Genomic DNA, 12,782 nt, shown 5'->3' with positions numbered 1-12,782 from the left:
TCTCTCATTCGTGGGGCACGACGGCCAGCGGGCAGCCGACGTGGTGGATGGCGGCGTGGGTGACGGGGCCGATGCGCGGAAGCGTCGGCCGATCGGACAGGCGCCGGCCGACGACGAGGAGGCTCGCCGCGGATGCGGCCCGGACCAGTGCGGTGGAGGCCCTGCCTTCTACGACGGTCTCCAGGACCTCGGTGCCGGGGTACTTGTCCCGCCACACCGCCAGCACCGCGTGCAGGAATCCCTGCCATTCCTCGGCCCGCTGCGGATCGTTGACCAGAGCGATGTCCCCGGGGCCGAGGCTGATCGCGGAGGGCGGCTGCCAGGCATACAGAACGCGCAGCCGAGCCCGCCGCAACTTGGCTTCCTCGAACGCGAACTCGATCACCTCGTCGCAGGCATCGGCGAGGTCGATGCCGAGCACTACGTCGCGGTGACCGGTCCGGATGGACGGGCCGCCGTTGCCGGCGGGAACGTGCTCGTCCTCCTCCCCTGTCCGTACGAGGACCACGGGGCGGGTGGCCTTGGCGACCACCCCTTGGGCGACGAAGCCGGCGAGAACTCCGGTGAAGCCGCTCAGCCCGCGCGAGCCCAGGACCAGCAGTTCGGCCTGCGCGGCGGCCTTCACCAAGGCCGCGGTCGCCGGGCCCTCGACCTGCTCGTCGGTGAGGTGCACGCCGGGTACGGCGCCGCCGACGCGCTCCTCCGCGTGCCGCAGGGCCCGGCGCGCCAGATGCCGCTGCGCGGCGTTCGCCGGCTCGCCCTCCGTCTGGCGGGGATGCCAGTTCCAGGCGTGCACCAGTCGCAGCGGTCGGTCACGGCGCACGGCCTCACGGGCGGCCCACTCGGCGGCGGCGAGGCTCTCGGCTGATCCGTCCACTGCGGCGATGACGGGCGACAGCATGGTGCGCACCTCCTGTGCTTGTTCTGCCGGGTAGTGCCAGCGTCTTCGGAGGTGACCCTGCCGGGTAGGGGCCGCACGGGCTCCGGCAGGTCCGTTCGGCCCCTGCGCCGCTGCTGGGGTGGCCGGCACGGTAGGTGGCGTGGGAACGGGTCACCCGTGTGCCAGGGAGGCGATCGTCGTGAGCCGAGTCATCGTGGCCTGCCCCGACCGAGCAGGCCGTAGTGTCTCCCGCGGACTCGGCCGCTGGACATGGGACGTTCGGTCCACGGCGTGGCCCGACCCGCCTCGCCCCCTCCGTACCGGGTCCGACCAGGGTCCGCCACCGTGTCGCCAGCCCGGCCGTTCGTTCCTGCCCTCGACGGCGCCGAGGACCTCCGCGGGGATCTCGTGTGGGGGAGGCACGATCCTCGCGCCACGGCCGCCGCCCTCGCCGACACGGGGGCGGCGGCCGTTGTCGGTGCCACGGGTTGTTGGGCCGGACGGCCCTGCGCCGGCCCTTGTGGCCCCTCGTCCCGTCCGAGCCGGCGCCGCACGCTGGTGGTGTCAGTCCGCGACCCTTACCGGGAGGCCGGCCATGAACACCCCCAGCATGCTGCGCGCGCTGCCCACCGAGTACCAGCGACGGCTCATGAGTCTCGCCCGGGAGGTGGCCTTCGCGCAGGGGACGCGCATCTTCAACGAAGGCGCACGCGCGGACCGGTTCTGGATCATCCGCACCGGCTCCATCGAGCTCGACACCCACGTACCCGGCCGCCGCCGCGCGGTCGTCGAGGTCCTCGGCCACAACGAACTCGTCGGTGTCTCCTGGCTGTTCGCCCCGAATGTCTGGCACCTGGGCGCAACTGCGTCGACACCGGTACGGGCTTACGAGTTCGACGCCCCGGCCGTCCGCTTCCTCTGCCAGGACGACCCGGCGTTCGGCCAGGCCATCACCCGGTGGGCCGGCGACGTACTGGCCCACCGCCTGCGCACCACCAGGGTCCGGCTCCTGGACCTCTACGCCCCCTACGGTGCCGGGAGCGCCGTGTGAGCGGGCCGGCCGCGGACGAGAAAGGAGTCACCGTGCCCGGCACCCCGTACATCGTCAGTGACGTGATGTCCCACACGGTCGCCGCCGTCGGCCGACGGGCCGCCTTCAAGGAGATCGTGCGGCTCATGCAGGACTGGCAGGTCAGCGCCCTGCCCGTCCTCGAGGGTGAGGGCCGCGTGGTCGGCGTCGTCTCCGAGGCGGACCTTCTGCCCAAGGAGGAGTTCCGCGACAGCGACCTCGACCGGGCCGCACAGCTGCGGCACCTCACCGACCTGGCCAAGGCCGGCGGTCTCACCGCCGAGGACCTCATGACCTGCCCCGCCCTCACCGTCCACGCGAACGCGACACTCTCCCAGGCCGCACGGACCATGGCTCACGCGAGGGTCAAGCGCCTGCCCGTCGTGGACGACACGGGCATGCTGCAGGGCATCGTCAGCCGTGCGGACCTGTTGAAGATCTTCCTCCGGCCGGACGAGGAGATCGCCGTCGAGGTCCGGAAGCAGGTCGTGGCGGACCTCTTCCCGGCGCCGGTGTCAGACGTACGGATCGAGGTGCGCAACGGTGTCGTCAAAGTCATCGGCCACGCCCGGGACACAGCCCTGGTCCCCGTGGCCGCGCGCCTGGTCCGGGGTGTCGAGGGTGTCGTGGACGTGGAGTTCGAGCTGACGGGCTCCGGCAGGCCTGCCGCGCCTCAGTGACCTTCCTGCCGCTGCCGGTCCTGCACCTGCGTGGCGATGACGGCCGCCTGGATACGGCGCTCCACTCCGAGCTTCGCCAGCAGACGGGAGATGTGGTTCTTCACCGTCTTCTCGGCCAGGTACAACCGCTCTCCGATCTGGCGGTTAGTCAGACCCTCGCCGATCAGGGCCAGGATCTCCCGCTCCCGCTCGGTCAGGCCCTGCAGTCCGTCCGGTCGCTCCTCCTCTTGGGGGCCACCGCGCAGCCGGGCCATCAGCTTGGTGGTGGCACTGGCATCGAGCAGGGACTGTCCGCCGGCCACGGTGCGCACGGCGGACACGAGGTCCGAGCCCTGGATCTGCTTCAGGACGTATCCGGAGGCGCCCGCCATGATGGAGTCGAGCAGTGCCTCCTCGTCGTCGAAGGAGGTCAGCATGAGGCAGGCCAGCTCCGGCATGCGAGAGCGCAGTTCGCGGCACACGGTCACCCCGTCCCCGTCGGGCAGGCGCACGTCGAGCACCGCCACCTGCGGGCGCAGGGCGGGGACCCGCACCAGTGCCTGCTCCACCGTGCCGGCCTCACCGATCACCTCGATGTCCGGCTCGTCGTTCAGCAGGTCGCCCACCCCGCGCCGCACGACCTCGTGGTCGTCCAGTAGGAAGACCCGGATCGGCTTCTCGCTGCCGGGCTGCTCGCTGTCCGCCATCAAACTGCTCCCTGGTTCCACGGTGCGTACCGATGTCCGCTCGTGAACGGACCGGTCCTACGTACCGAGATCCTTCCCGTGTCCGGGCCGAACGGACAGGGCCGATCGGCCCTGTCTTCCCCCCATGATGTCCCGCGGTCATCGGATACCGCTGCCGCCCGGAACGAAACGCTCGCCGTCGCGAAGGTCCTTCGGCCCTGCCGCAGGGGCCTGAGAGCCCTGGGCCGGGACCCGTGCTCCCAGAAGTCTGGAGCCGCTGTGAAACGATCAGAAGGAGTGAAGCGCATGACTGCCGAGAACACCGGCGCCCCGGCGGCCGGCACCGTCGTCGAGGTGCGTGTGGAAGGCGATGTGCCGGAGGAAGCCGCCGCATACCTCCGGGAGAAGGTCGAAGCCGTCCTCAGCCGGCCCGGGCTCCCGCCCGTGAGCGGTACGGTGAGGCTCTGCAGGGCGGTGGCGCACCACGCCGGGCGGCCCTGGTCCGCCGGTGCCGAGCTCGTCGTAGGGAACGCCCTCCTGATCCTGCACGCCCAGGAGGCCACGGCACACGAACTGGCGGACCGGCTGCAGGACCGGCTGCGCGGCAAGATGAACGGTGCCCTGCACCGCAGGGAGGAACCCCGCAGGACCGCCACCCCGCCTCCGTGGCGCGGTGGCGGCGCCGACAGCGGCCGAGGGTAGTGCCGGTCAGTCCCGGGGAGGGACCATCGGCACCTGGGAACGGGGATCGGGCGCGACCAGAGTGAAGACGTGAGCGGCACCGATCCCCCGCGGTGCCGCTCACATCCGCACTCCGCCGGCCACCGCCGGCGGCTCTCTCAACGAAGGCGCTCCCCCATGACCCGTCATGAGTCCGCAACGCAGGCGACAGCAGTTGCCGAGGCACCGAGCGACCTCACCCTCGGCGTGGACCGGCTGGTCACGAAGGGCCTCAAGGCGCTCGCCGACTACGACGCCCTCACCCAGGAACAGGTCGACCACATCGTCAAGAAGGCGTCGGTCGCCGCCCTGGACCAGCACACGGAGCTGGCCCGGCTCGCCGTGGAGGAGACCGGACGCGGGGTCCTCGAGGACAAGGCGGCCAAGAACATGTTCGCGTGCGAGCACGTCACGCACAGCATGGGCCCGATGAAGACCGTCGGTGTCGTCGCCCGCGACGACACCGAGGACATGATCGAGGTGGCCGAGCCGGTCGGCGTGGTCTGCGCGATCACACCGGTCACCAACCCGACCTCCACCACCGTCTTCAAGGCACTCATGGCGCTGAAGACGCGCAACCCGATCGTGTTCGCCTTCCACCCCTCGGCCCAGCGGTGCAGCGCGGAGGCGGCCCGGATCGTACGGGACGCGGCCGTCGCCGCCGGCGCGCCGGAGCACTGCGTGCAGTGGATCGAGAGCCCGTCGATGGAGGCGACCGGCCTCCTGATGCGCCACCCCGGCGTCTCGCTGATCCTCGCCACGGGCGGCAACGCCATGGTCAGGGCCGCCTACTCGGCGGGCAAGCCCGCGCTGGGGGTCGGTGCGGGGAACGTGCCGGCTTACGTGCACAAGAGCGCGAAGCTGCGCCGGGCCGTCAACGACCTGGTGCTGTCGAAGTCCTTCGACAACGGCATGATCTGCGCCTCCGAACAGGCCGTCATCCTGGACGACGACGTCTACGACACGGCACTGGCCGAGTTCCGCACCCTGCACGCTCACGTGGCGACCGTCGAGGAGAAGGCGAAGCTGGAGGCCTTCCTGTTCCCGGCCGGCCGGGCCGGCGCGGGCTGCGAGCCCAGGGTCAACGCGGAGGCCGTCGGTCAGAGTCCGGCATGGATCGCCGGCCAGGCGGGCTTCACCGTCCCGGACGACACCTCGCTGATCCTCGTCGAGGCCGACCGGGTGGGCCCGGACGAGCCGCTGACCCGGGAGAAGCTCTGCCCGGTGCTCGCCGTGCTGCGCGCCGGCTCCGCGCAGCACGGGTTCGGCCTCGCCGCCGACATGGTCGCCTTCCATGGCCAGGGCCACACCGCGGTCATCCACACCGAGGACCCGGCGCTCGCGGAGGCATACGGCCGGCGCATGAAGACCGTACGGGTCATCGTCAACGCCCCGTCGTCCCAGGGAGCCATCGGCGGCCTCTACAACAACCTGCTGCCGTCGCTCACCCTGGGCTGCGGCTCCTGGGGGCACACCTCCGTGTCGGACAACGTCTCCGCCGTCCAGTTGCTGAACATCAAGCGGGTCAGCGCCCGCCGCAACAACCTGCAATGGTTCAAGATCCCGCCGAAGATCTACTTCGAGCCGCAGTCCCTGCGCTACCTGTCGTCCATGCCGGACGTCCACCGCGTCACGGTCGTCACCGACGCCACCATGACCCGGCTCGGCTTCGTCGACCGCGTCAGCCACGTCCTGCGGCGGCGCCACGAACCGGTCACCCTCCAGGTCATCGACAACGTCGAGCCGGAGCCGAGCATCGACTCCGTCCAACGCGGCGCCCAGCTCATGCGGGACTTCCGGCCGGACACCATCATCGCGCTCGGGGGCGGCTCACCGATGGACGCCGCCAAGGTGATGTGGCTGCTGTACGAGCACCCGGACATCGACTTCGCCGACATGCGGCAGAAGTTCTCCGACATCCGCAAGCGCGCGTTCCGTTTCCCGGTCCTCGGTACCCGGGCCCGCCTGGTGTGCGTGCCCACCACCTCCGGCACCGGCGCGGAGGTCACCCCCTTCGCGGTGATCTCCGACCCCGCCAGCGGCAAGAAGTACCCGCTCGCCGACTACGCGCTCACCCCGAGCGTGGCCATCGTGGACCCGCTGCTGACCGCGGACCTGCCCGGGGCGCTGGCGGCCGACAGCGGTTTCGACGCCCTCACCCACGCCGTCGAGGCGTATGTGTCCGTCTATGCCAACGACTTCACCGACGGCCTGGCCCTGCACGCGATCCGGCTGATCTTCGCCAACATCGAGGCGGCGGTGAACGACCGCAGGGACCGGCCCGACGCGCGGGAGAAGATGCACAACGCCGGCACGATCGCCGGCATGGCCTTCGGGAACGCGTTCCTCGGCATAGTCCACGCCATGTCGCACACCCTCGGCGCCACCTTCCACGTCGCCCACGGCCGCACCAACGCGGTCCTGCTGCCGCACGTGATCCGCTACAACGGCACCGTCCCCACGAAGCTCACGGGCTGGCCCAAGTACGAGGACTATCGCGCTCCCGAACGCTTCCAGGACATCGCCCGCGCCCTCGGCCTGCCCGCCTCCACCCCGCGGGAGGGCGTGGAGTCGCTGGCCCGTGCGGTGGAGCGGCTGCGCGACGCGGTGGGCATCGAGCCGTCGTTCCAGGCCCTCGGCATCGATGAGCGCATGTTCCTGGACGCCCTGCCGCAGCAGGCGCTGAACGCCTTCGAGGACCAGTGCGCGCCGGCGAACCCGCGCATGCCGATGCTCGCGGACATGCAGGAGATCATGCGCACGGCCTACTACGGGCCTGCGCAGGGCCGACCCGATGCGGACCAGGGCCGAACGGCCCTGGCGTGAAGCGCTCCGGTGCCGTTCCAATGGCCTGACCGGCTGTCCGCGGTTCCGAGCCCGGTGCCGCGGACAGGCACCACCAGGACGTGGAGGGACGACGCAGATGCCGTACCGGCACACCGGCCGTGACCACGGCCACAGGCCGCGCGGTCGCCTCGCTCGGCAGGGCCCGGCCGGGCCGCGCCGGAGCGTCGAGCTGGACAGCGACGAAGCCCTGCGGCTGCTGGGCGGTGTGTCCTTCGGACGGATCGTCTTCACCCGTCACGCGCTGCCGACCGTCCGCCCGGTCAACCACGTCCTGGACAACGGCGACATCGTCATCCGCACCCACGAGGGCGCGGCCCTGACCGCACGCGTCGGGCAGGCCGGCGGTCAGGGCGTCGTGGTCGCCTACGAGGCCGACGCCATCGATCCCGACACGCACCTCGGATGGAGCGTGGTGGTCACCGGTTACGCGCACCTGGTGACCGACGCGGAGGAACTGGCCCGCTACCAGGCACTGCTCAGCCCCTGGGTACACCACACCATGGACTACGCGGTGCGCATCCGTCCGGAGCTGGTGACCGGCGTGCGGCTCACCGCGGAGGGCGGGTCCGACGACGCCTGAGGGCGGTCCGACCGCAACCGAAGCCGGCCCTGCCACCGGGTCGTCTGTCAGTCGTGCGGGACCACCGCGACCGGTGCGGTGGCGTGGTGCAGCACCGCGTGGGTGACCGGGCCGGTCGACGCGCCGATGGGTGTCCGGCGCCGACGGTGACCGATCACGACCAGGGAAGCGTCGCGCGACGCTTCCACCAGGTGGGAGCCTGGCCTGCCGATCACGGCCTGCTCCGTGACCTCGACACCGGGGAACTCCTGCCGCCAGGGCTCCAGTGCCTCCGTCAGCCCACGCCGCATCTCGCCGGTGAGTTCGTCGTGCAGTTCGGCGTTGAGGTCGCCGCCGCTGTCGTAGTAGGGCAGTTCCGGGCTCCGGCCGAGCACGACGCGCAGCCCCGTGGCACGCTGCGAGGCCGCTTCGCAGGCGAACCCGACCACGGTGTCGTCCAAAGCGGCGGAGTTGAGACCCAGGACGACGTCGCGGAACGGTGCGGCCCCGGGTCCGGCCGCGCCCGGCCGGTGTTCGTCCTCCGGGCGCAGGCCGCCCCGCACGAGGACGACAGGACGTCGGCTGCCGGCGACGACCGCCCGGACGACGGATCCGCCCAGGAACCCGCCCACACCGCCCAGGCCGGGGGAACCCAGCACCAGCAGGTCGGATTCCCCCGCCGCCCCGAGCAGGGCGGGCACGGGTTCCTCGGTGACACGGTGGGTGGTGATCCGCAGGCCCGGGTGGCGCCGCGCGATCGTCGCCTCGGCCTCGCGAAGCATGTGGTCCGCCCAGCGCGCCCCCTCGTCCGGGCCGAGGGGCGGCTGGGGCACCCCGCCCGGGTCCGCGTACGTGTACGGTTCCGGGCCGACGGCGTGGACCAGGCGCAGTGGGGCGTCACGGAGCAGGGCTTCCCCGGCCGCCCATTCGGCGGCGCTCAGGCTCTCCGGCGACCCGTTCAGGCCTGCGGTGACGGTGCGGGACATCTCGGCCTCCTTGGAATGCACGACATCAGTGTCGAGGCCGCGCGCGTGGGGCAGGAGTGGCCGCAGGTCCCTGTGCGGGGACCGGGCGGCCCACGTACGACGGAGGCCGGCCCCTTCACCACGCCCGCAGCCCGTGCTCCCGGAACTGCTCGCGCACGCGTTCGGTCAGCTCCCGGCCGGGGACGGGCGTGTCGCGCAGCGGGAAGTCGAGTCCGAGGGCGTCGTACTTGTGGGCGCCGAGTTTGTGGAACGGCAGGACGTCCACCCGGTCGACGTTGCTCAGCCGGCCCAGGAAGGCGCCGAGACCGTCCACCGCGGGCGGGTCGTCGGTCCAGCCGGGGACGAGGACGTAGCGGATGTGGACGGGGACGCCCAGCCGGTCCAGGCGGGTGGCGAAGCTGAGCGTGGGAGCCAGCCGGCCGCCGGTGAGCTTTCGGTAGGTGGTGACGTCGAACGACTTGATGTCCAACAGCACCAGGTCCGTGTCGGCGAGGAGTCGGCCGGAGGCACGCTCGCCCAGGAAGCCGGAGGTGTCCAGCGCCGTGTGCAGTCCGGTCTCCTTGCAGCGGTGCAGCAGGGAGCCGGTGAACGCCGGCTGGAGCAGCGGCTCCCCTCCGGTGACGGTCACCCCTCCCCCCGCGGTGGTCAGGAAATCCCGGTACTTCTCGATCTCTCCCATGACCTCGTCCACCGAGGTCTCCCGCCCGTCACGCAGGTGCCAGGTGTCCGGATTGGCGCAGTACAGGCAGCGCAACGGGCAGCCGCTGACGAACAGGACGAACCGGGTCCCGGGACCGTCCACGCCGGTGGACAGGTCCCAGGAGTGCACCCGGCCGGTGACCGCCGACGCCGCCGTGGAGTTCACAGCGACCCGTGGAAAGTGCGGCTGATCACGTCGAGTTGCTGTTCACGCGTGAGTCGGACGAAGTTGACCGCGTAGCCGGAGACCCGGATGGCCAGTTCGGGGTACTTCTCCGGGTGTTCCATGGCGTCCTCGAGCGTCGCGCGGTTCAGTACGTTGACGTTCATGTGGAAACCACCGGAGGTCATGTACCCGTCGAGGATGCCGACGAGGTTCCCGGCGCGCTCCGCGGGGTCGTGGCCGAGTCCCTCGGGGGTGACGGTCGTGGTCAGGGAGATGCCGTCGCGGGCCTCCTCGTAGGGCAGCTTCGCCACGGAGAGGGCGGACGCGACGACTCCGTGCCGGTCCCGGCCGTTCATCGGGTTGGCCCCGGGGGCGAACGGCTGCCCCGCGCGCCGTCCGTCGGGGGTGTTGCCGGTGTGCTTGCCGTACACCACGTTCGAGGTGATCGTCAGCACCGACTGGGTGTGCTCGGCGTCGCGGTAGGTGGGGTGCCTGCGCACCTTGGCCATGAAGGCCGCCACCAGGTCGGCCGCGAGGCCGTCGACGCGGTCGTCGTTGTTGCCGTACGCCGGGTACTCGCCCTCGACCTGGTAGTCCACGGCGAGCCCGGTCTCGTCCCGGATCACCTTCACCCGGGCGTACCTGACCGCCGACAGGCTGTCCACGGCCACCGACAGACCGGCGATACCGCACGCCATGTAGCGGTGCACGGGATGGTTGTGCAGAGCCATCTCGATGCGCTCGTAGGCGTACTTGTCGTGCATGTAATGGATGACATTGAGCGTGTCGACGTACGTCCTCGCCAGCCAGTCCAGCGTCCGGTCGTACGCGGCCGACAGTTCCTCGTAGTCCAGGTACTCGCCCTGGAGCCGGGGTGTCTCCGGTGCGACCTGCTCACCGGTCATCTCGTCCCGGCCGCCGTTGATCGCGTACAGCAGCGCCTTGGCGAGGTTGACCCGCGCTCCGAAGAACTGCATCTGCCTGCCCACCGCCATCGCCGACACGCAGCAGGCGATCGCGGTGTCGTCACCGGTGCGCGGGCGCATCAGGTCGTCGGACTCGTACTGGATGGAGCTCGTGTCGATCGAGACCTGCGCGCAGAACCGCTTGAAGCCTTCGGGCAGCCGCGACGACCACAGCACCGTGAGGTTCGGCTCGGGTGCGGGTCCCAGGTTGTAGAGCGTCTGCAGGAAGCGGAAGGAGGTGCGGGTGACCAGTGTGCGGTCGTCGGTGCCGATGCCGCCGATCGACTCGGTCACCCACGTCGGGTCGCCGGAGAAGAGCTGGTCGTATTCGGGGGTGCGCAGGAAGCGTACGATCCGCAGCTTGATGACGAAGTCGTCGATCAGCTCCTGTGCCTGGGCCTCGTCGATGCGGCCGCCGTCCAGGTCGCGTTGGAGGTAGACGTCCAGGAAGGTCGAGGTGCGCCCCAGTGACATCGCGGCGCCGTTCTGCTCCTTCACGGCGGCCAGGAAACCGAGGTAGAGCCACTGCACGGCCTCATGGGCGGTGGACGCGGGACGGGTGACGTCACAGCCGTAGGAGGCGGCCATGCGGGCGAGCTCGCCCAACGCCCTTATCTGTTCGGCGAGTTCCTCGCGGTCACGGATGACCTCAGGGGAGGAAGGGCGGCTGTCCAGCAGGACCCGCTCGGCCCGCTTGGCCCCGATCAGCCGGTCGGTTCCGTACAGGGCGACGCGCCGGTAGTCGCCGATGATCCGGCCCCGGCCGTAGGCGTCCGGAAGCCCGGTGATGACGCCGGCCTTGCGGGCGGCCCGCATCTCAGGGGTGTACGCGTCGAAGACGCCGTCGTTGTGGGTCTTGCGGTACGTGCCGAAGACCTTGGTCACGAACGGGTCGGGCTCGTAGCCGTACGCCTTCAGACCGTTCTCGACCATGCGCAGCCCGCCGTTCGGCATGATCGCGCGCTTCAGCGGGGCGTCGGTCTGCAGCCCGACGATCAGCTCACGCTCCCTGTCGATGTAGCCGGGGGCGTGCGAGGTGATCGTCGACGGGATGGCGGTGTCCACGTCGAGGATGCCCTTGCGGCGCTCCTCGGCGAGCAGGGCGCTGACCTTGTGCCAGACGGCGAGCGTGCGCTCGGTCGGACCGGTCAGGAACTCCGGGCCGCCGTCGTACGGCGTGTAGTTGGCCTGGATGAAGTCGCGTACATCCATCCTCTCTCGCCAGCGCCGGCCGGTGAATCCACGCCAGGGCTCGGCGGGCGCGTCCACGTCTGGACGGGTTGCCACGGTCATCACTGCCTCCGCATCGTTCGCGACACCGCACACGGACGGTTCCGTGAGCGGCTCCGCTGACGATGCTCCTCGCGTGCCCCGGCGCTGGGCAGGGCCTGCGAGAACCCGTCACCGCGCCGTCCGGCCCCCACCGTTGGGCCGTTCGGTCCGGGTCGCGGACGCGGGATGCCCGGCGGTCAGACGAGGCGGTGCAGGCCGTACATCGTGCGGCCCCCGACGAGGTGGCGTCCGGTGACCAGTTCCGGCTCGATGCGCACGAAGACCTCGTCGGGCGAGGGAGCCCAGGGGCGGGGGCCGATCCGCTCCAGGCGTGCCGCATCGGCCGGATCCGTCACGACCTCGGCACGGCCGGTCACGACAACGCTCCAGCCGGAGTGCGTGTCCGCGTCGGCCGCGTCCGCCTCGAAGGCGACGACCGCTCCGTCGACCGCCCGGGCCAGCTCGGAGGCCGCCGACGTACGCAGCAGCACCGCTCCGCCGGCGTCCAGGCCGAAGGTGACCGGAACGACCGCGGGCAGCGCCTGGCGCGTGTAGACGACGCGGCCGATGGGAGCCGTCGCCAGCAGGCGCAGGCACTCCTGACGACCGAGTTCACGGAAACCATCGTTCGGATTCATGAGTCAGCCCGTCTTTCACCCGGTGGGGAATCACGCTCCATGCTGAGCCCGCCGACGGCCTCTGATGAGGGCCACGCGTCCCGACCCTGACCGGAAAACGGCCCGGGGAAACGTGGCGGCGAAGGGGGGCCGGACGGCCCTTCCGGCGCGCCCATGAGCCCGGATTTGCTGTGACCATGGCCAAAACGCTCATCACATCCGCGCCCCGCCACACCGAGCGTGCCGTCGGCGGGACAACCGTCGTGGAGCTGCGCGGTGAGATCGACATCCTCACGGCACCGTCTCTCGGGACGCGCCTGGACGATCTGACGGCCGTCGGTCTTCCCGACCTCGTGGTGGACCTGCGCGGCGTGTCCTTCATCGACTGCGCCGGTCTGGGGGTGCTGTGCCGGGCGCGGAACAGGGTCACGGAACGGCACGGTCGACTGCGCCTGGTCACGGAAAGCAACCGAAGTAAGCAGATTCTCCGCATTCTCCGTGGTGCGGGGCTGGATGGCGTGTTCGAGATGCACGACCACCTGCCCGGAGCCCTGGCTGCTGTACCGGACAGGCCCCCACTGCCGCAACGACTGGGAGACGCCCGGCCATGACCGGCCTCCTTCCACCGGCGGGCGGGCAGCGCCACCGCAGAAGCCG

At 71.0% G+C, this 12,782-nt stretch carries 12 protein-coding genes; 6 read left to right on the top strand and 6 right to left on the bottom strand.

Annotated elements, in window-relative coordinates:
- Positions 1-4: 4 nt before the first annotated feature.
- On the bottom strand, positions 5-901 hold the full coding sequence (locus ABZV94_RS01780) for a universal stress protein (protein ID WP_356336103.1): 897 nt from the start codon (positions 899-901) through the stop codon (positions 5-7).
- Between the two features lie 574 nt (positions 902-1,475).
- On the opposite strand from ABZV94_RS01780, the gene ABZV94_RS01775 reads away from it, so the two are divergent.
- Both ABZV94_RS01775 and ABZV94_RS01770 read left to right on the top strand, forming a co-directional pair.
- Positions 1,476-1,931, top strand: a complete 456-nt coding sequence (locus ABZV94_RS01775) for a cyclic nucleotide-binding domain-containing protein (protein ID WP_356336101.1) — start codon at positions 1,476-1,478, stop codon at positions 1,929-1,931.
- Positions 1,932-1,963: 32 nt separating this feature from the next.
- On the top strand, positions 1,964-2,629 hold the full coding sequence (locus tag ABZV94_RS01770; protein ID WP_356336099.1) for a CBS domain-containing protein: 666 nt from the start codon (positions 1,964-1,966) through the stop codon (positions 2,627-2,629).
- Here the strand turns inward: ABZV94_RS01770 and ABZV94_RS01765 are convergent.
- Positions 2,623-3,315: a response regulator transcription factor gene (locus ABZV94_RS01765; protein WP_356336097.1), complete on the bottom strand. Its 693-nt coding sequence runs from the start codon at positions 3,313-3,315 to the stop codon at positions 2,623-2,625. The genes ABZV94_RS01770 and ABZV94_RS01765 overlap by 7 nt on opposite strands.
- Before the next feature lie 285 nt (positions 3,316-3,600).
- On the opposite strand from ABZV94_RS01765, the gene ABZV94_RS01760 reads away from it, so the two are divergent.
- The 3 genes from ABZV94_RS01760 (at position 3,601) to ABZV94_RS01750 (ending at position 7,441) form a co-directional block, all read left to right on the top strand.
- The gene (locus ABZV94_RS01760) at positions 3,601-3,996 is read left to right on the top strand and encodes a hypothetical protein (RefSeq protein WP_356336095.1); all 396 of its coding nucleotides are present in this window, start codon (positions 3,601-3,603) and stop codon (positions 3,994-3,996) included.
- A gap of 156 nt (positions 3,997-4,152) precedes the next feature.
- Positions 4,153-6,840 carry a bifunctional acetaldehyde-CoA/alcohol dehydrogenase gene (gene adhE / locus ABZV94_RS01755; protein ID WP_356336093.1) on the top strand — a complete coding sequence of 896 codons (2,688 nt, stop codon included), beginning with the start codon at positions 4,153-4,155 and terminating at the stop codon, positions 6,838-6,840.
- Between the two features lie 97 nt (positions 6,841-6,937).
- A complete protein-coding gene (locus ABZV94_RS01750; protein WP_356336091.1) occupies positions 6,938-7,441 on the top strand; it encodes a pyridoxamine 5'-phosphate oxidase family protein in 504 nt (167 codons plus the stop codon).
- Between the two features lie 47 nt (positions 7,442-7,488).
- Here the strand turns inward: ABZV94_RS01750 and ABZV94_RS01745 are convergent, their stop codons facing one another.
- From ABZV94_RS01745 to ABZV94_RS01730, 4 genes are all read right to left on the bottom strand, one after another.
- The gene (locus ABZV94_RS01745) at positions 7,489-8,406 is read right to left on the bottom strand and encodes a universal stress protein (RefSeq protein WP_356336253.1); all 918 of its coding nucleotides are present in this window, start codon (positions 8,404-8,406) and stop codon (positions 7,489-7,491) included.
- A 115-nt stretch (positions 8,407-8,521) separates the two neighbouring features.
- Positions 8,522-9,271, bottom strand: coding sequence for a pyruvate formate-lyase-activating protein (pflA, locus tag ABZV94_RS01740; protein WP_356336090.1), 750 nt, complete (start codon positions 9,269-9,271; stop codon positions 8,522-8,524).
- Entirely contained in the window at positions 9,268-11,529 is a 2,262-nt protein-coding gene (gene pflB, locus ABZV94_RS01735; RefSeq protein ID WP_356336088.1) for a formate C-acetyltransferase, read from the bottom strand. The genes pflA and pflB overlap by 4 nt, the downstream gene beginning before the upstream one ends.
- Positions 11,530-11,705: 176 nt before the next feature.
- Complete coding sequence (locus ABZV94_RS01730) at positions 11,706-12,146, bottom strand: pyridoxamine 5'-phosphate oxidase family protein (RefSeq protein WP_356336086.1); 441 nt, start codon at positions 12,144-12,146, stop codon at positions 11,706-11,708.
- 176 nt (positions 12,147-12,322) lie between these two features.
- On the opposite strand from ABZV94_RS01730, the gene ABZV94_RS01725 reads away from it, so the two are divergent.
- The gene (locus tag ABZV94_RS01725; protein ID WP_356336084.1) at positions 12,323-12,736 is read left to right on the top strand and encodes an STAS domain-containing protein; all 414 of its coding nucleotides are present in this window, start codon (positions 12,323-12,325) and stop codon (positions 12,734-12,736) included.
- Positions 12,737-12,782: the final 46 nt, after the last annotated feature.

It is taken from the genome of Streptomyces sp. NPDC004658 (assembly GCF_040609555.1).
GTDB lineage: Bacteria > Actinomycetota > Actinomycetes > Streptomycetales > Streptomycetaceae > Streptomyces.
Note: the sequence above shows the minus strand (reverse complement) of the source record. Positions and strands in the feature narration are given on the sequence as shown.